Source organism: Ensifer sp. PDNC004 (assembly GCF_016919405.1).
Classification (GTDB): Bacteria; Pseudomonadota; Alphaproteobacteria; order Rhizobiales; family Rhizobiaceae; genus Ensifer.
On record NZ_CP070353.1, the window covers coordinates 335,087 to 352,444 of the forward strand.

At 63.8% G+C, this 17,358-nt stretch carries 17 protein-coding genes; 13 read left to right on the plus strand and 4 right to left on the minus strand.

Annotated elements, in window-relative coordinates; all coding sequences use genetic code 11:
• Window positions 1-27: 27 nt before the first annotated feature.
• From JVX98_RS09525 to JVX98_RS09550, 7 genes are all read left to right on the plus strand, one after another.
• The gene (locus tag JVX98_RS09525) at window positions 28-243 is read left to right on the plus strand and encodes a hypothetical protein (protein ID WP_205238425.1); all 216 of its coding nucleotides are present in this window, start codon (window positions 28-30) and stop codon (window positions 241-243) included.
• Window positions 244-334: 91 nt separating this feature from the next.
• Window positions 335-571: a hypothetical protein gene (locus JVX98_RS32270; RefSeq protein WP_246764987.1), complete on the plus strand. Its 237-nt coding sequence runs from the start codon at window positions 335-337 to the stop codon at window positions 569-571.
• A 97-nt stretch (window positions 572-668) separates the two neighbouring features.
• Window positions 669-884 carry a hypothetical protein gene (locus tag JVX98_RS32275; RefSeq protein ID WP_246764988.1) on the plus strand — a complete coding sequence of 72 codons (216 nt, stop codon included), beginning with the start codon at window positions 669-671 and terminating at the stop codon, window positions 882-884.
• A gap of 118 nt (window positions 885-1,002) precedes the next feature.
• Window positions 1,003-2,736: a PAS domain-containing methyl-accepting chemotaxis protein gene (locus JVX98_RS09535; RefSeq protein ID WP_205238426.1), complete on the plus strand. Its 1,734-nt coding sequence runs from the start codon at window positions 1,003-1,005 to the stop codon at window positions 2,734-2,736.
• Between the two features lie 535 nt (window positions 2,737-3,271).
• Entirely contained in the window at window positions 3,272-4,207 is a 936-nt protein-coding gene (locus JVX98_RS09540) for a glycine betaine ABC transporter substrate-binding protein (protein WP_371826559.1), read from the plus strand.
• Between the two features lie 44 nt (window positions 4,208-4,251).
• Window positions 4,252-4,911 carry a L,D-transpeptidase gene (locus JVX98_RS09545; protein WP_205239419.1) on the plus strand — a complete coding sequence of 220 codons (660 nt, stop codon included), beginning with the start codon at window positions 4,252-4,254 and terminating at the stop codon, window positions 4,909-4,911.
• Window positions 4,912-5,093: 182 nt separating this feature from the next.
• Window positions 5,094-5,387, plus strand: coding sequence for a hypothetical protein (locus tag JVX98_RS09550; RefSeq protein WP_246764989.1), 294 nt, complete (start codon window positions 5,094-5,096; stop codon window positions 5,385-5,387).
• A gap of 32 nt (window positions 5,388-5,419) precedes the next feature.
• On the opposite strand, the gene JVX98_RS09555 is transcribed toward JVX98_RS09550, so the two are convergent.
• The gene (locus tag JVX98_RS09555; protein WP_205238427.1) at window positions 5,420-6,940 is read right to left on the minus strand and encodes an arylsulfatase; all 1,521 of its coding nucleotides are present in this window, start codon (window positions 6,938-6,940) and stop codon (window positions 5,420-5,422) included.
• A 631-nt stretch (window positions 6,941-7,571) separates the two neighbouring features.
• On the opposite strand from JVX98_RS09555, the gene JVX98_RS09560 reads away from it, so the two are divergent.
• The gene (locus JVX98_RS09560; RefSeq protein ID WP_205238428.1) at window positions 7,572-8,813 is read left to right on the plus strand and encodes an RDD family protein; all 1,242 of its coding nucleotides are present in this window, start codon (window positions 7,572-7,574) and stop codon (window positions 8,811-8,813) included.
• A 37-nt stretch (window positions 8,814-8,850) separates the two neighbouring features.
• On the opposite strand, the gene JVX98_RS09565 is transcribed toward JVX98_RS09560, so the two are convergent.
• Together JVX98_RS09565 and JVX98_RS09570 are read right to left on the minus strand one after the other, a co-directional pair.
• On the minus strand, window positions 8,851-9,453 hold the full coding sequence (locus JVX98_RS09565) for a bifunctional 2-polyprenyl-6-hydroxyphenol methylase/3-demethylubiquinol 3-O-methyltransferase UbiG (RefSeq protein WP_205238429.1): 603 nt from the start codon (window positions 9,451-9,453) through the stop codon (window positions 8,851-8,853).
• A 401-nt stretch (window positions 9,454-9,854) separates the two neighbouring features.
• Window positions 9,855-11,492: an arylsulfatase gene (locus JVX98_RS09570; protein WP_205238430.1), complete on the minus strand. Its 1,638-nt coding sequence runs from the start codon at window positions 11,490-11,492 to the stop codon at window positions 9,855-9,857.
• A gap of 454 nt (window positions 11,493-11,946) precedes the next feature.
• Here JVX98_RS09570 and JVX98_RS09575 point away from each other — a divergent pair, with 454 nt between their 5' ends.
• From JVX98_RS09575 to JVX98_RS09595, 5 genes are all read left to right on the plus strand, one after another.
• Complete coding sequence (locus JVX98_RS09575) at window positions 11,947-13,176, plus strand: PLP-dependent aminotransferase family protein (RefSeq protein WP_205238431.1); 1,230 nt, start codon at window positions 11,947-11,949, stop codon at window positions 13,174-13,176.
• A 265-nt stretch (window positions 13,177-13,441) separates the two neighbouring features.
• Entirely contained in the window at window positions 13,442-14,212 is a 771-nt protein-coding gene (locus JVX98_RS09580) for a siderophore-interacting protein (RefSeq protein ID WP_192446614.1), read from the plus strand.
• Between the two features lie 301 nt (window positions 14,213-14,513).
• Entirely contained in the window at window positions 14,514-15,074 is a 561-nt protein-coding gene (gene recX, locus JVX98_RS09585) for a recombination regulator RecX (protein WP_043616341.1), read from the plus strand.
• Between the two features lie 80 nt (window positions 15,075-15,154).
• Window positions 15,155-15,676 (plus strand): MarR family winged helix-turn-helix transcriptional regulator, encoded by a 522-nt coding sequence (locus JVX98_RS09590; RefSeq protein ID WP_192446612.1) that lies wholly within the window; start codon window positions 15,155-15,157, stop codon window positions 15,674-15,676.
• A complete protein-coding gene (locus JVX98_RS09595; RefSeq protein ID WP_205238432.1) occupies window positions 15,673-16,593 on the plus strand; it encodes a DMT family transporter in 921 nt (306 codons plus the stop codon). The genes JVX98_RS09590 and JVX98_RS09595 overlap by 4 nt, the downstream gene beginning before the upstream one ends.
• Window positions 16,594-16,646: 53 nt before the next feature.
• On the opposite strand, the gene JVX98_RS09600 is transcribed toward JVX98_RS09595, so the two are convergent.
• Window positions 16,647-17,117: a group III truncated hemoglobin gene (locus tag JVX98_RS09600; protein ID WP_192446611.1), complete on the minus strand. Its 471-nt coding sequence runs from the start codon at window positions 17,115-17,117 to the stop codon at window positions 16,647-16,649.
• Window positions 17,118-17,358 lie beyond the last annotated feature (241 nt).

Consider the following 17,358-nt stretch of genomic DNA (forward strand, 5'->3'; position numbering starts at 1 on the left):
GCGCAGTCAAACGGGCAGGGGCAGGCCATGCAAGGGTTCTTCGTCAGCGTCGCCAAGGAATTCGAGGCCGATAGCGCCGAGGAGGCGGCCCTTCTGATGTACCAGTATCTGACCCGCGAGCCGGCGCCGCTTTCCTACGCCGTCACCGACGAGGCGAAGAACATCACCAGGCTGACGCTCGAGCGCGACAAGGCGGACGAATTCGCCAGCGTCGACCACACCGCCGATCCCGGCAACTGGTAACGTCTGCCGGCTGTAACGGCTGTGGGCGGAAGCCATCAAAGCGACATGTTCGGTTGCAAATCCTCCGGCGTTCGCGTCAACGCTGCGCCTGTTGGGCGCAGCTGTCGCCGCGCTTCGGGAGGAAGCCCACCTGTTCATTGCCCATCTGCCGGCCGGCTATCTGCTGAGCCGCCCCTTTACGCGTCGCAACCCGTCGCAGGCCCGCGCCATCTTCGGTGTCGGACTTCTCTGTTCCGTTCTGCCGGATTTCGATCTCGCCTATTTCTACCTGATCGACCAGCGCCGCACGCCGCATCACGACTACTGGTTGCACACGCCGATCTTCTAGCTGGCGCTGGCGGCGGCAATCGCGCTTCTTCTCATCGCCACCGGGCGGCGCAAGCAGCTCGTCCTTGTCAGGGTCGGGCTTTTGAACGTGCTCCTGCGTGATGGACTCGATCGCGGCCGATATTCGCTGGTTCTTTCCCTTCGCCGATCTCAGGGTGAACCTTGTGCATGTGCAGGCGGTCTACAAACCCTGGTACCAGAACTTCCTCTTGCACTGGACCTTTGCGCTCGAAGTTTTGCTCTGGCTGCTTGCCGGCCATTTCGCTTTGCACGATTTGCGAGCGCGGCGCACGATCGGGGCCGAGGCCGCATGAGAGCAAAAGCAGGGCAATTCTAGGGGGCGCGAAAAGAATCGCTTAAGAAATTTATCATACGAATAGCTACAATTCGCATGTATCCCTTTTCGATTTGTTAGCTATAGGTCCCGCCCTCATGACTGGCCTGCCGTTTCTTTTTTCGTCCGATGCCAAAGCCATGCTCGATGCGATCAACCGGTCGCAGGCGATCATCGAATTCGATCTTTCCGGCACGATCCTGACCGCCAACGAGAATTTCTGCCGCGCGATGGGTTACGATCTCCACGAGATTGTCGGCCGGCATCACCGCATGTTCGTGCAGCCGGAGGAGGCGGCGTCCGCTGCCTATGCCGATTTCTGGGCACGCCTTGCCCGCGGCCAATACGACAGCCAGCAGTACCGGCGCATCGGCAAGGGCGGGCGGGAGATCTGGATCGAGGCCTCCTACAATCCGGTGTTCCGCGGCCGCAAGCCCTACAAGGTGGTGAAGTTCGCGACCGACATCACCGCGACGAAGGCAAAGAGCACCGACGACCAGGGCAAGATCGACGCCCTGTCGCGGGCCCAGGCGATCATCGAATTCACGCCTTCGGGCGAGATCATCACCGCCAACGAAAACTTCCTTTCGGCCATGGGCTACGCGCTTCCCGAGATCGTCGGCCGGCACCATTCCATGTTCTGCGAACCGGACGATGTCCATTCGCCCGCCTATGCCGGATTCTGGCGCGATCTTGCGGCCGGGCGCTTCGTCACCGACCAGTTCAAGCGCATCGGCAAGGGTGGCAAGACGGTCTTCATCCAGGCGTCCTACAACCCGATCCTCGACGATGCCGGCCGGGTGTCGAAGGTGGTGAAATTCGCCGTCGACGTTTCCGATCGCGTGCTTGCGGTCCAGGAGATCGGCGCCGGGCTCGGCCGCCTTGCCGAGTGCAACATCCGCATGACACTGGACGAGCCCTTCGTCGGCGAGCTCGAAATGCTCCGGCGCGACTTCAATACCTCGATCGGCATGTTCCAGGAGACGCTGTCGGCGGTGCTCAGCCAGACCCGCGACCTCAACAGCAACAGCCACGAGATGAAGGATGCGGCCGAGCATCTTTCCGACCGCACCCGCCAGCAGGCGGCAGCGCTGGAGCAGACCTCGGCGGCGCTGGAACAGGCGACGGCGACGGTGCGCACCTCGACCGAAAACACCCAGCAGACCCGCGAGTTGGTGCAGAATGCGCGGCAATCGGCGCACAGCTCTTCCGGCGTCGTGCGCGATGCGGTGACGGCGATGCAGCGCATCAAGGCGGCGTCCGAGGAGATCAGCCAGATCATCGGCGTGATCGACGAGATCGCTTTCCAGACCAACCTCTTGGCGCTCAATGCCGGGGTCGAGGCGGCGCGCGCCGGCGATGCCGGCAAGGGCTTCGCGGTCGTCGCCTCGGAGGTGCGCGAGCTTGCCCAGCGCTCGGCCAAGGCCGCCAAGGAGATCAAGGCGCTGATCCACAACTCGGTTGCCGAGGTCGCTGAAGGCGTGCGCCTCGTCGGCGATACCGGCAACGCTCTGAAGGAGATCGAGGACTTCGTCGCGGCGATCGACACGCGGATTGCGGCGATCGCGACGGCTGCGACCGAGCAGACGGCAGGCCTCGGCGAAATCAATGCCGCGGTCAACAACATCGACGTCATGACGCAGAAGAATGCGGGCATGGTGGAGCGCACCGCCGACGTCAGCGTCCGGCTGGCCGAGGGCGCGCAGCGGCTGACGGAACTCGTCAACCGCTTCCAGCTCAACCGCCGTGCCGAGCGGCGCGAGGCGGGAACGGCAGCGGCTGCGGGCGGCATCGGCGATCGTCGCCGCGCGACCGACGCGCGCGCCGCCTGAGGCGACAAAGCGGGACGTGCGGGGCGATCACGCCCTGCCGTTCGCGGGCAGGCGGGCCGGGGGTGCGGCCCGCCTCATCCCTTTCACGGCAACCGTCCGTGCACGCGAGCTCGAACGCCACGATGAATTCCGGCACTGTCGTCTCCAAAGTCGGGCGTGGCATTGCCGGGTGATTGACGATCGGCAGACGTGTCCGTGCAACGTGTGGTATCGCTGATACGTTGACGAAGCCCGCGGTTCTATGCATCCTGCCGGCCAACGAACGAAGATGCCGGATACGGCACGGGGAAGAGCAGGGCCAAAGGCCCAAGGCCCAAGGCCCAAGGCATTGATAAGCTTCGCATTCGCCCACAGTGATCGCGCGTTTCGCAAGGTCGCCATGGCATTCTGAAGAGCTGCAGGGTCTCGTCATCAAGGGAAACCAGCAGAGTTGCGGCGCGCTTCGGCGTCACAAAAGCACGACATACGCATTCACGACGTCATTCGCATCGATTGCTCGAGGCCGGAGGGGATTGTGAAGGAAAAGTCGAGGTTTCTGCCAGCGGCGCTGGCTGCCATATTCGCCGCATCCGTGGCGCTGCCTGCCACTGCCGCCGATCTGGTGATCGCCATGCCCAACTGGCCGTCGGGCCAGGCGACGGCCAATATCCTGAAAGTGGGCATCGCCAAGAAGTTCGGGCTCGACGCCGAGGTCAAGGAACTCGGCACGCTCAATGCCTTCGTCGGTTTCGAAGCGGGCACGGTCGACATCCAGCCGGAAGTCTGGCGGCCGAACTTCGAAGACGTCGTGCGCAAATACGTGACCGACAAGAAGGTCGGCCAGCTGACCGAGCGCAGCGTGCCGGCCTGGCAGGGGCTTTGCGCCACGCCGAAAGCGGCAAAGACGATCAAGTCGGCCGCCGATCTCAGCGACCCGGAAAAGACGAAGATCCTCGACACCGACGGCGACGGCAAGGGCGAGATGTGGATCGGCGCCGCCACCTGGCTTTCGACCGGCATCGAGCGGGCGCGGGCGGCCGGCTACGGCTACGACAAGACGCTAACGCTGTTCGAGGCCGAAGAGGAGGTGGCGATGGCGGCCGTCGACGCGGCCGTCGCGACAGAGCGGCCGATGGTGTTCTACTGCTACGCGCCGCATCACGTCTTCGAGCTGCACCAGATCGCACGGCTCGAAGAGCCGCCGCACGATGCCGCCAAGTGGAAGATCCTGCCGCCGAGCGATCCGCTCTGGGTGTCGAAATCCAGCGCTTCGACCGCCTGGCAGGCGGCGCATTTCCAGATCGCCTATGCCACCGCCTTCGGCAAGAAACACCCCGACGTGGCGAAGTTCCTGGAGAAGGTGGATTTCTCGCCGGAGGAAGTGACCAAGATGAGCTACGCGCTGGAGGTCGAGCGGCAGGCGCCGGCCGACTACGCCAAGAAATGGGCCGAAGACAACGCGGCGCGCATCGACGGGTGGGCCAAGCCATGAGCGGACGTTTTGACGACAATCGCCCTGCCGGCAAGGAACGGCCGATGTGGACGCGGCGCAGGTTCGGCATAGCGGTGCTTGCCGCTGCCCTGACGCTCGGGCCGCTTGCCGCCTGGGCGCAGACGCAGATCTACGACGCCCGTACCAAGAAATGGGTCAACTACGACAAGACGAAAGCGCGGCAGTATTTCGCTCGCAACAACCAGCTGCCGGAGGCCTTCCGCCGCCAGGTGGTGACCTTCCGCACGGCGGAAAAGCCGGGCACGATCATCATCGACGGCAACCAGCATTTCCTCTATCTCGTCCAGCCCGGCGGGCAGGCGATCCGCTACGGCATCGGCGTCGGCCGCGAGGGCTTCGGCTGGGCCGGCATCGTGCGCGTCGGGCGCACGGCCGAATGGCCGACCTGGACGCCGCCAGCCGAAATGGTGGCGCGCGACCCGAATGCGGCGAAATGGGCGGCCGGCATGCCCGGCGGGCCGGACAATCCGCTCGGCGCCCGCGCGCTCTATCTCTACGAGGACGACCAGGACACGATCTACCGCATCCACGGCACGGTCGAGCCCTGGACGATCGGGCTCGACGTTTCCTCCGGCTGTATCCGCATGAACAATGACGACGTCATCGACCTGCATTCGCGCATCGAGATCGGCGCCAAGGTGATCGTGCTCATGCAGGGGGCGGCGCTCTACAAGGGCGTTTGAGCAGAGCAAGGCGGGCCGCTTGAGAGCGGCGCGCCGGCGCAGGGATATTGCAGGTGCAGACGCCTTGCGGGCGCCAGGATGGAACCGATCGGCCGCCGGGGACACGCGTGGCCGATCGCGCGAAGGAACAGGGACAGAAGATCCGAAGGGGAGGATACGTGGTGAGCGAGGGGATATTGCGTATGAAGGGCCTTGTTCTGGCACTGGCGGCCACGGCCGCGATCAGCGGCTGCCAGTCCGCGCCCAAGCCCGAGGACATGGCCCGCACCAGCCTGCAGACGGCGCCGGCCGACCTGCAACTGCTCTGCGCCCATGCCGCGGCCGGCGCCGCCCAGGTCGACAGCACGAAGGTACTGCCGACCAGTTCGCGCGCGCTCGATGCCGCTTCCTACAGCGTCGACCTCGACGCGGCCGGCCGCAAGTTCACTTGCATAGTCGATACCGCCGGCAGCGTGAAATCGGTAACGCCGGTCTAGCGACAACCCGGCCGCGGCCATCCCGCAGGTCATCAATCGCCAAGATTGAACAGCGTCGAGGGATCGGCAACGACGGGCGGCGCGTAGAACGTCAGGCGCGCCGCTTCCATCAGCAGCAGCGGCTGGTCCATCTCGACTGCAAGGCTGGTGATCCAGTCCTGGAAGTCGCGCACCCGGTCGGCGTAGTCGGCCGAAAGGTCATGTGCCTCGGACGGGTCGGCGCCAAGGTCGAAGAGTTCGACCTTTTGCGGCAGCGTCGCCTTCCAGACGAGCTTCCAGTTGTCCCTTCGCACGGCGCCCCCCATGGGATCGACGTTGTAGACCACCTCGGTGCGCGGCGTCGGCTTGCTCTCGCTCAAGGAGGGCCACAGGTTGATGCCGTCGAGCGGCTGGTTCTTGTCGAGCGTCGCGCCGACGATCGCGGCCAGCGTCGGATACATGTCGACCACGTGGACCATGCCTGCGACCTTGCCGGGCTTGATCTTCTTCGGCCAGTTGGCAAGCGCCACCACGCGGGTGCCGCCCTCGTAGAGCGTGCCCTTGCCGTCGCGGTAATGGCCGTTGTCGGCCGGCAGTTCGCCGCTCACCTTGCTGTCTCCGGCAAAGAGCGAACTCGTCACGCCGCCATTGTCGCTGTGAAAGACGATCAGCGTGTTGTCGCGCATGCCGCGTTTTTCGAGCGAGGCCAGCAGTTTGCCGATGCCGTCGTCGAGCACGGAGACCATCGCCGCATAGGCCCGGCGGTTCTTGTCCGCGATGTGCTTGTAGTGGTCGAGTGCGTCGTCCGGCGCCTGGAAGGGCGTGTGCGGTGCGGTGAAGGCGAGATAGAGGAAGAGCGGGCTTGCGGGATCGTGGCTTTCGACCACCCGAGCCGCCTCGTCGCCGATCAGCGTGTTGTCGAAGCCGGTCTCCTCGATCGGCCTGTTGCCCCTGTACCAGTCCTTCACCCCATGGGAAGAGTGCTTGAAGTGGTCGATCTCGCCGACCAGCGCGCCGTAGAAGGTGTCGAAGCCGCGTTGCTTCGGCCAATATTCCGGCTTGGCATGGCCGAGATGCCACTTGCCGACGAGCGCCGTCCGGTAGCCGGCGTCCTTCATCACCTGGGAAAGCAGATACTCGTCGAGCGCCAGTCCGTAGGAGCCGGGCGAGGGGATCACGCCCGTCTGCAGGCCATAGCGCAACGGGTAACGGCCGGTAAGGAAGGCGGCGCGCGTCGGCGTGCACATCGGCTGGGTGTAGAACTGGTCGAAGGTTACCCCGGTCGCCGCCAGCCGGTCGAGATTGGGCGTCCTGATGTCCGAACCGCGGAAGCCGACATCGCCCCAGCCGAGATCGTCGGCGATGATGTAGACGATGTTCGGCGCCGTCGTGCCGGCTGCTTGCGCCGCATCCGGGGCAAGAGCCACAAGGCCCGCCGGCATGCCGGCGGCAAGGGCAAGTGCCGCACCGCTCATGAGAACGTCGCGCCGGGTCGGGCCCGCTTCCGGATCCGCGCCAGCGCTCTTGCCGCCGCATGCGTTTGCACGGGCGTTATTCGCTTGCAGTTCAGACATGCGCACCCCCTGGAAATGCGACCCGGCCGGACGGCGGATCATTTTATTCGATATTGCTAATATCTGCATCTTCCGGTAGCGCCGTCAATTAACATTGTTGTGGTGGCGAAGGGGCGAAATGCCGCGTCTCGGACGGCCTATCGACGGCTGCATCAATGGGCTGTCGTGGCACTGAGGCCGATAATTTTCATGGGATTGAGCTTTGTGCAGTGCAAATAAATAATGCTGCGATGCAAATAGTATTTTGACCAATCGCATTGTTTGATCAGTATATTTTCCAAAACTTCTTCCAAGTTTTGGAAATCTGTGCTCTCATAGGTTTAGTTGGAAGGAGGAAATGCCATGCCCTCGTTCTTCGAGCACTTTGCACTTTTCGACGCCGTGATCGTTGCGGCGATCTGCACGCTTCTGATCCTGAGTTACTTCAGCCGCGAGGCCTGAGGGGCGCGGTCGCGAAGGCGGGTTGATTGCCGACCCGGAGCGGTCGGAAAACGCCAGGCATGCGCGTCGCGCCAGCCGTCGTGGCGCCTCCGAACGGCGACAACTCCTGGCTCTTTTCATTTTCTATTTGCACAACTTTACGGCTGTGAAGGCGTTTGCTACCTGAGCCGCTCAGTCGAGGGGTAGCAGCATGGCAGTTTGGTACTATTTGACCGGACCGGATCAACTCGGTCCTGTCGATGACGACGATCTCCGAGCGCTTGTTCGGAATGGCAGGATCACGCAAGAAACCATTGTGTGGCGCGAAGGTCTGGAGGAACGGCAGGCGGCCGGATCCCATCCAGACCTTGTCGATGCCTTTGTGCCGCCACCCATCCCGGCGACCGCAGCCGAGGCGGATGCCGCCGAACCCATCGTCGAGGAACCAGCCGTTCAGCCCGGACTGATCCGCAATTCCCGGCCCTGGCCCCGGTTCTGGGCGCGCCTCATCGACAATTTTCTATTCACCCCGCTGCTCGGGTTCGGTATCGGGCTATGGGCCGTTTTGTACGCGCCGAGCATTTACCTGCAAATTGTCTCCATAAACGGCGTTCTTTTTGGCTTGATGTTGTTACCGCTGGTTGCCCTGATGCTGGCGCTCAGCATGATGATCACGGGGACGACGCCGGGCAAGGCGATCGCGGGTGTGCGCGTCCCGGTGCCTGCGGGTCGCAACCGTGCCCTGTTCTTCCTCGTAAGGGAGTTCAGGGTATGGGTTATCGGCCTCGGGCTGGGCATTCCGATCATCGCGCTCTTCACCCAGATCCGACAGCACCGCCGCGTCTCTCTTGGGCAACCCGCAAGCTACGACAGCGGGAACCCCGTCGTTGTCGCCGATCCCTCGCAGTTTCGGTTCGGGGTGACCCTGGTCGTGGCGGCCGCTCTCCTCATCGGTAGTTTCGCGCTGCAAGCGGAGGAGCGGGCCATGGAGAGCGATCTAAAGACCACTCAGAGCTGGTCCAACCCGATGACCCAGCGCGTGGCGACGATCGGGAGGTCCTGGAAGCCAGAGGAGCTTGAGACCAATAGCGGTCGGGTTTTCTACTTCGTTTCCGATGAGCTTCTCTCCGAGGCGCTTTTCGGGCACGAACAGTTGCCTTCGGATGGCATTGGAGCGGACCTCTATGCGGAGGCGCTCGAGAAAGTGCTCCGCGAGGAGGTCGATATCACCACCGGGTGGCAGCCCGTCACTATTTTTGACATGGCGGGCCTTCAGGCAGGCCTAAGGGCAACGGGTAAGGCAGTGAGCGCCGAGGACACGTCTGTTGAAGTGACGGTCGCCGTCAGCGGTCGCGATGCGTGGAGAACGCTGGTTTACACCCGCGGCAATTCCGCTGAGCAGGAGGCGGAGAAGAGACGGTTTGTCGACGCCATGTTTGCGACGACGAAGTAGCGGAGTTCGGCGGCGAGGGCGGCTCTCTGAATGTGCTTCAGTCCGCGCGGTTCGCCGCGACATGCAGCCAGCGCGTCGGTTCGCCGTCATAGCCACCGCCATCGGCCTTGCTGATGGCAAACTCTGACCAGCCCGCTTGCTCGAAACAGGCGCGCAGCCACGGCTCCGACGGGTAGTTGAAGTAGCGGCCGAAGCGGTCGTGGCCTTCCTTGTCGCCGGCCTTGAAGCTCGCCTGCAGGAAGCCGCCTGGCTTCAGCGCCCGCAAAACGCGCGCCAGCACATCGCCAAGCTCTGCGCGCGGCACATGCAGGAGCGACGCTTCGGCCCAGATCCCATCGAAGCGGTCGTGCCAGTCGATCTCCTGAAACCTGACCACCTCGACTGTTCGACCGATCCGCGTTTGCGCCTCCGCCGCCAGTTCTGCCGAGCCGTCGCAAGCGGTGACGTCGAAACCCTGTTCCAACAGCACAAGGCTGTCGTGCCCGCCACCGCAACCGAGATCGAGCACCGCAGCACCCGGAGGCAACCGGCCGATGAAGGCGGCGAGGCGTGCAGTCGGTGGCTGGCGCTCGCGCGCCGCATAGGCCGCGGCGTTGTGTCGATAGAAGGCGAGGGTGTCGTCTGGATCGCGATTTGCCATGGGGTTTCCTGCGTGGTCATCGGTGCGCGGCTACGGTTCGATGGTTTAGCGCAAAGGCGGGCAGCCGCCAGCGGTCTCGGGTATGCGCCTCGAAAAAAAGCTTCGGCCACGATTGCGTCGGACCTGTGGGCACGGGAAGGGGATCTCTCGTGGAACCTACCAGACGCTCGACTCTTGGCGCATGGCGAGCGGCTGCAATGCCGGGCCTTCTGCATGCGGCAACGTCAGCGCTTTCAACGAGGACAATTGACGTGCGTCGGGGACGTGTCGGTGCCCGGCAACCGCCATAGGTGTCGATCTGCCTTCGGGCAGGCCGGACTTTGCCTCACGGTCACGCGACAGGCAAAGCCCTCCCGCGGGTGCGCTGACCTGCGGAAGAGCCCGCCTGTAAGCGTGGTGGCCTATTGTTTCGTGTTCGACAGCTTGTCCATCACCTCGTCGAGGTTGAAGCTTGCCGGCTTCTGGCGGATCGGGAACTCCTTGAAGCTTTCCAGCCATTTCGCCACGATCGCCTGCGACGGCACCACGACGAAGGCCCGGTCGAAGAACCACTTCTCGTACTCGATCGATTCATCGCCGCGTTCGAACGGATCGGCCCTGAGGTTGAACAGCTTGGGTGTACGCAAGGTGGTGAACTGATCCCTCCATACGCCGATGCCGGTGCTTTCTTGTGCCTTGAACACGACTTTCCAGTCCTGGAAGCGCACCGCGACCAGTTCGCCGTCGTCGTTCCAGTAGAGGAATTCGCGCCGTGGCCCGTCCTTCACCTCGCCGCGGAAGAAGGGCATGAGATTGTTGCCGTCGAGATGCACCTTGAAGGTCTTGCTGCCGGCCTGATAGCCGGTCTTGCATTTGTCGACGATATCCGGCTCGCCGGCGGCCGCGCAGAATGTCGGGATGAAATCGTAGTGCGAGAACATCTCGTTGTAGATGGTGTTCGGCTTGATCACACCCGGCCAGCGGATGCAGGTCGGCACGCGGTAGCCGCCTTCCCAGTTGGTGGCCTTCTCGCCGCGGAAGGGGGTGTTGCCGCCATCCGGCCAGGTCATCACCTCGGCGCCGTTGTCGGTGGTGTAGATGACGATGGTGTTTTCGGCGAGACCGAGATCGTCGAGCTTCTTCAGCAGTTCTCCGACCATTCCGTCATGCTCGACCATGCCGTCCGCATAGATGCCCTTGCCGGTCTTGCCTTCGGACTCCGGTTTCAGGTGGGTGTTGACGTGCATGCGGGTGGAGTTGAAGTAGCAGAACCAGGGTTTCTGGGCGCCGTTCTGCCGGTCGATGAAATCGAGTGCGGCGGCCAGGAATTCGGCGTCCACCGTTTCCATGCGCTTCTTCGTCAGCGCGCCGGTGTCTTCGATCCGGCCATCGGCATAGGAATGGATGACGCCGCGCGGGCCGAAGCGCTTGGCGAATTCCGGGTTCTTCGGATAGTCGGGGTTTTCCGGTTCTTCTTCGGCATTGAGGTGGTAGAGGTTGCCGAAGAACTCGTCGAAGCCGTGATTGGTCGGCAGGAATTCGTCCTTGTCGCCCAGATGGTTCTTGCCGAACTGGCCGGTTGCGTAACCCTGCGCCTTCAGGAGTTCGGCAACGGTTGGGTCTTCTGCCTGCAGGCCGAGATCGGCGCCAGGCAGGCCGACTTTCGTCAGGCCGGTTCGGATCGGCGACTGGCCGGTGATGAAGGCCGCGCGGCCGGCCGTGCAGCTCTGCTCACCATACCAGTCCGTAAAGAGCGCGCCCTCGTTGCCGATGCGGTCGATGTTGGGCGTGCGGTAGCCCATGAGGCCACGATGGTAGATGCTCGGATTGAACCAGCCGATATCGTCGCCCATGATCATCAGGATGTTGGGCTTGCCGCCGCCGCCCGTGGCCGGCGTGCTCGATTGCTGGGCGTGCACGGCGGGGGCCGAAACGGTGAGGGCGGCTGCGGCGAGCGCGCTGCCGCCGAGTAGGAGATCGCGCCGGCTGACGCTCAAGGATTGGTCGTTCTGGGGCAGGTCGGTCTTTCGGGAATGATCGGATACCGGATGCTTGCTCATGACATGTCGCTCCATATCGTCAGGGGTTCGAGACGCAAGGAAACTCGGGCTATCGGGACTTGAGCTGATGAAAGACAATCGGTCGGCGCGACTCTGCGCCCGCTTCCGGCAAGCGGCAAGCATGTAACGGTTACGCTCTGATGGGCATCGCGCGGAGCCCGCTCGCGATTGCCGCGAACTGAGGTAGCGTCAGTCATTCGACGTTAGGTTCAATGCGCTGAAAGGGGCGAAAATCGCACGAATTTAGGTCAATAATGTTGACATAAATTGGCGGCCATGATCCTGTCGCTTCACCGTCTTCCGCAAGCAAGCGGGATCGCTTGAAGCGGAAAGGTGTTTTAGAACGAAAAGGCTAGAGCGTCCCTTGCGCGTTCGTGATAACGCATGGCGCTCTAAAACCCGTGGAGAAAGCGGAGAACCGCTTTCCGCAATAATCTTCTTGAGGAAACACCCCATGCTGGATTGGGAACATATCTTCGCGACGCGCTCTAGCCGTATGCGCGCTTCGGAAATCCGCGAACTGTTGAAGCTGCTCGATCGCCCCGACATCATCTCGTTTGCCGGTGGCATTCCCGATCCCGCGCTGTTTCCGGATGCGGAATTCAAGGACGCTTATGCGGAGATCTTTTCCGGTCCGGCCGTGAGTGCCGCGCTGCAGTATTCGGTCAGCGAAGGCTACAAGCCGCTGCGCGAATGGCTTGCCAAGCAGATGGCCGATCTCGGCATTCCCGCCGGCGCCGACAACATCTTCATCACGTCGGGCTCGCAGCAGGGCCTCGATTATCTCGGCAAGCTGTTCCTGTCGCCGAACGATACGGCGCTCGTCACCTGGCCGACCTATCTCGGCGCGCTGCAGGCGTTCAACGCCTACGAGCCGACCTACGACCAGCTGAACCCCAACGGCAACCGCACGCCGGAAGCCTACCGCCAGGCGGCAACCGATGCCGGCGGCCGTGTGAAGTTCGCCTATCTCTCGGCTGACTTCGCCAACCCGACCGGCGAGACCGTCGACCGCGCCGGGCGCGAGCGCGTGCTTCAGCTGGCCGAAGACCTCGATATCGCCGTCATCGAAGACGCTGCCTATCAGTCGCTGCGTTATGACGGCGAGCCGGTGCCGCCGATCCTCGCGCTCGAAATCGCCAAGAAGGGCGACATCAACAACACCCGCACGATCTATTGCGGCTCGTTCTCCAAGACGCTCGCTCCCGGCCTTCGCGTCGGCTGGGTCTGCGCGTCTGAGAAGGTCATCCGCAAGCTGGTGCTCTTGAAGCAGGCCGCAGACCTTCATTCCTCGACCATCAACCAGATGGCGATCTGCACCGTTGCCGAGCGCGGCTTCGACCACCAGGTGGCCAAGATCCACCGGGTCTACAAGCAGCGCCGCAACGCCATGCTCGCAGCGCTTGAAAAGTACATGCCCGAGGGCGTGTCCTGGACGAAGCCGGAAGGCGGCATGTTCGTCTGGGTGACGCTGCCGAAGGGCATGGATGGCGCCGCACTGCTGGCAAAGTCGATCGAGACGGCCAAGGTCGCCTTCGTTCCCGGTCGTGCCTTCTTTGCCGATGGCTCGGGCGAGAACACGCTGCGCGTCTCCTTCTCCTGCGCCAACGACCAGATGATCGACGAGGGCATCCGCCGTCTCGGCGACCTTATCCGTGGCGAAGTCGCGGCGCTGGCCGCCTAAGGCTCTTCAGCTCTTCTTGATTTCGAGAAACGCGCTTGCTTCGCCGGCGCGTTTTTCTTTTGGCTGGTAAAACCTTCTTCTTTTAGTCAAGATGACGCATTGATCGAAGCGGGGCCTTCCGATAGACAGGACGGACATGACCGGGCACGCCCGGCCACGTAAGCGTTAACGTCACTCAACGCGTATGATCGAACGGCCAGAAGCGGCTTCGATCTGCGCGACTGTGTCCTGCGGATCGAGCTTTCAAGGCCCCCAAAGGATGCAAATGGACAATTTTCCCGCCTATTCCCATCTCCCGACGCCGCGTATCGAACGTGTTCGCCACGAGCTGAAGCGCCGATCGCTTGTCGTTTCCGCCATCGAGCGGGTCACGCCCGGCATGCTGCGGATCACGCTTTCCGGCGACGATCTCGGCGACTTCGTCAGTCTCGGGGCGGATGACCATATCAAGATCTTCGTGCCCGGCGCCGATGGCACGGTGGAGCACCGGGATTACACGCCGCGGCGCTACGACACCGACGCCTGCACGCTGGTGCTCGACTTCGCGCTGCACGAGGCGGGGCCGGTGACGGCCTGGGCGATGAATGCCGCGGTCGGCGATCATCTCGAAATCGGCGGGCCGCGGGGCTCGGCGGTCGTCTCGGGAGACTTCAAGCGCTGGCTGCTGATTGGCGACGAGACGGCGCTGCCGGCGATCGGCCGACGGATCGAGGAAATACCGGCGGGCCATCAGGTCACCAGCATCGCGGTCGTCACCGGGCCGCAGGAGCGGCAGGATTTCCGCACCGAAGCGGCGCTTGAAACCCATTGGGCCTATCGCCCGCTCGACGCGGCACATGACCCGGCGGCGCTGCTTGCCGTGGTGCGCCAGGTTCCACTCGAGCCGGGCACCTTCGTCTGGATCGCGGCCGAAGCCGCGGTCACCCGGGCGATCCGCGCCCACTTCGTCGAGGAGCGCGGCCTGCCGCTCACCTGGCTGAAAGCCTCGGGCTACTGGGTGAAGGGCAAGGCCGACAGCACCGAGAAGTTCGAATAGACCATCCCGCGCTCCGGTGCCCTTGTCAGGGCATCGCGACGGGAACGCTCGGCCGGCGGATCGCAAGATCCGCGCGCGTCTCCCGCGGTTGCCTCAGGCGCGCCTTTCCGAAGGGGCGCCTGCCGCACTGATGCCGATAGAGCAGGGCCGGCAGAACAAGGCCGGGAAAAACGCGCGGTTGCCCGGGTGCGCGGTTGCCTTGTCGCGGAGAGTCAGCTCATTTCGCTTGCTTGGGCGACGTCGATCCGATCCTGTGGAACGACGGCTGCCACCCGTGGTTCACTTCGAGGGCAGGGCAGGCTTGGACCTCATCGACGATCAAGCGCAATCCGATCAGCCGACGCCGCGCATGTATGCCTGGGCGCGCAATTCGGCTGCCTATCGGCTGGCGCGGCAGATGCTGACGGAAAAGCAACTCTTCGACGCCATCTCGCGCAAGGCGCGGGAGAAGTTCGAGGATATCAGCGTCAACCAGGTGGAACTGCTGGCCGCTGCCGCCGTGACCTTTGCCTATGACAACGGCGCGCTCAACGACAAAGCTTACGCCGAGATCAAGACCCGCTCGGCCATGCGTGGCGGCAAGTCGAAGCGGGCGATCGCGCAGAAGCTGTCGGAAAAGGGCGTCGCGCGGGATGCCGTCGCTGCGGCGGTTGCGGAAGCCGACGATCTCTATGCGGCCGTCGTCTTGGCGCGAAAGCGCGCCTTCGGGCCGTTCCGCAAGGCGGCGCTCGACGAAAAGCGCACGGCCAAGGAGCTTTCGGCCTTTGCTCGGGGCGGCTTCGGCTTCGAACTGGGCAAGCGGGTCTTTGCGATGTCGATCGACGAAGCCGAGGATATCCTGTTTTCGGGTCGCTCGCTCTGACCTTAAGGGTCAGTTCCTGCCGTCAGAGCCGCGAACGACCGCGCCCAAAAATAAACATATGAATGAGTCATTCATTTAATATGGCATCGACTCGTTTCGTCAATCTGGTCGCGGCACTCGGCACGGCTCTCGCCGATGCCCAGGTCAGCGCCTGCGAAAAGCTCGGCGTCGTTCCGAGCGACGCCGCTGCCCTGATCACGGTCGGTTATCACCAGGGAATGTCCGTCGGCGCGCTGGCGCCGATCATCGGCTTTACGCAATCGGCCGCCGTGCGCTCGGTCGATCGGCTGGTGGCCCAGGGGCTGATCGAGCGGGGGCGGGGCGAGGACAAGCGCCAAGTCGCGCTATCGCTCACGGCAGCCGGCATGGCCCTGCGCAGCGACATTCTTGATGCCCGCCGAAGGGCGGTCGAAAAGGCGGTCGCAGCACTCGATCCGTGGCAGCAGGTCGATCTAGAACCGATGGTGGAGAAAATGCTGGCGGCGCTAACCGCGGACCGCCACAGCGCCGACCATATCTGTCGGCTTTGCGACGAGACCGTCTGCACGCCGGAGACCTGTCCGGTCGAGCGCGTTGCGGTCGCCCGAGAGGCCGGGCCGTGACCGGGCACGGGCAGGAGGCGGTTGCCGGTAAGCTCGGGCTTGGGGCTGCGGTTGCCGCCATGGTGCTTTCCGCCGCCTGCTGGGGCTTTGCCACCGTCATGTCGAAGGGCGCGCTTTCGGCTTTTTCGCCGCCGTTGCTGGTCAGCCTGCAGCTCGGCGCCAGCGTCGCCTTTCTCTGGAGCGCCGTCGGCGTTTCCCGGCAAAGACTGCGCTTCGATCGCCATACGCGGCTGGCGGCGCTGAGCGGCGTGCTCGAACCGGGGCTCGCCTATGTCTTCGGCACCTTCGGCCTGCTTCTGACGACAGCCGGCAACGCCTCGCTGATCGCCACAACCGAACCGCTGCTGATCGCGCTGCTCGCCTGGCTCCTGTTTCGCGAGAAGGTCGGCCTGCCGACCCTGCTTGCGATCCTTGCGGCGATGGCCGGTGTTGCGATCGTCACGGGGGCGCACGGCGCCGAAAGCGGCTTCAGCCCGGCCGGCGATCTCCTCGTCATTCTCGGCACGGTGTTTGCGGCGCTCTACGTGGTGGTTAGCAGCCGGCTCGTCGCCAAGGTCGATCCGCTGGTGCTCGCGGCGCTGCAGCAGTCGGTCGGTCTCATCTTCGTGCTTGCCTTCCTGTTCGCCTGGGTCTCGCCTCAGGCGATCGGCAAGGACCTTGCTGCCGCGGAGGCGGGAATGCTGGCGCTGGCGCTAATATCCGGCATTGTCCAATACGCGCTTGCCTTCTGGCTTTACCTGATCGGTCTCAAGCGCCTGCCCGCGAGCACTGCCGCGCTGTTCCTGACCCTGACGCCGGTCTTCGGCATCGGCGGCGCGGCATTTTTCCTCGGCGAAGCGGTGACGCTGTGGCAGGCGATCGGCACGCTCGTCATCATCGCCTCGGTCGCCGTCGCATCGCAGGTCTCGCGCAGGTGACACCGATGCAAGCGCGGGGGTCACGGGGATCGACGGCGCAAGAGCGGCCGCGACTATCCGCGCTTCAGCGCCGGATCGTCCATCGCCGGATTGTAGAACAGCGACAGCGTCAGGCTGCGGGCGATGCGCTCGGCCGTGGCCATGAACCAGGCCTTGGCCTCGCCGTTCGGGGCGATGTCGTCGAGCGTCGTGGAAAAGAGATCCAGCCATTTCGGGAAGAGATCCGGCGTCATATTGGCGACGCCGACATGGGCCTGCACCGGCTTGCCGCCATAGGCGCCGTTGCGAAAGGCCACGGCCGACCAGAAGCTCTTCATCTTTTCCATATGCTCCGGCCAGCGGCCGGAAAGCCTGGCGTCGAAGACGGGGCCGAGCTCGGGATGGGCAAGCACCCGGGCATAAAAGGTCTCGACGAGACGGTCGATGAAGGCCGCATCGATGCCGATCGCCTTCATCTCGGCTTCCGCTCGCTCGCGGATCGCTGCGACATGGGCGGCGCGGCCCTGCAAGTCGTTGTCGTCCATCCCGATGTCCCTGTCTAAATAGCCTTGCGGCTGCGGGCTTGTATTTGGCGTCTTGCATATAGGCATGCGGGGGTGTCGCGCCAGAGGCGAAAGGGGCGGTTGCGGCAATCTGTCAGGGTGGCACCGGTCGAATTCTCCAAGGGCTGCTCGCCGGCTGCTCACCCCGGCCTTGCAACGGATTGCCTGCAGTGCGCGGCGCAGTAACGGTTGCGGAGCGGCACATCGTAACTGTTACGTACTT

Coding starts and splice junctions, on each gene's coding strand:
- JVX98_RS09525 (WP_205238425.1), top strand. CDS start 28: ATGCAAGGGTTCTTCGTCAGCGTCGCCAAGGAATTCGAGGCCGATAGC.
- JVX98_RS09535 (WP_205238426.1), top strand. CDS start 1,003: ATGACTGGCCTGCCGTTTCTTTTTTCGTCCGATGCCAAAGCCATGCTC.
- JVX98_RS09545 (WP_205239419.1), top strand. CDS start 4,252: ATGTGGACGCGGCGCAGGTTCGGCATAGCGGTGCTTGCCGCTGCCCTG.
- JVX98_RS09550 (WP_246764989.1), top strand. CDS start 5,094: ATGAAGGGCCTTGTTCTGGCACTGGCGGCCACGGCCGCGATCAGCGGC.
- JVX98_RS09555 (WP_205238427.1), bottom strand. CDS start 6,940: ATGTCTGAACTGCAAGCGAATAACGCCCGTGCAAACGCATGCGGCGGC.
- JVX98_RS09560 (WP_205238428.1), top strand. CDS start 7,572: ATGGCAGTTTGGTACTATTTGACCGGACCGGATCAACTCGGTCCTGTC.
- JVX98_RS09565 (WP_205238429.1), bottom strand. CDS start 9,453: ATGGCAAATCGCGATCCAGACGACACCCTCGCCTTCTATCGACACAAC.
- JVX98_RS09570 (WP_205238430.1), bottom strand. CDS start 11,492: ATGAGCAAGCATCCGGTATCCGATCATTCCCGAAAGACCGACCTGCCC.
- JVX98_RS09575 (WP_205238431.1), top strand. CDS start 11,947: ATGCTGGATTGGGAACATATCTTCGCGACGCGCTCTAGCCGTATGCGC.
- JVX98_RS09580 (WP_192446614.1), top strand. CDS start 13,442: ATGGACAATTTTCCCGCCTATTCCCATCTCCCGACGCCGCGTATCGAA.
- JVX98_RS09590 (WP_192446612.1), top strand. CDS start 15,155: ATGGCATCGACTCGTTTCGTCAATCTGGTCGCGGCACTCGGCACGGCT.
- JVX98_RS09600 (WP_192446611.1), bottom strand. CDS start 17,117: ATGGACGACAACGACTTGCAGGGCCGCGCCGCCCATGTCGCAGCGATC.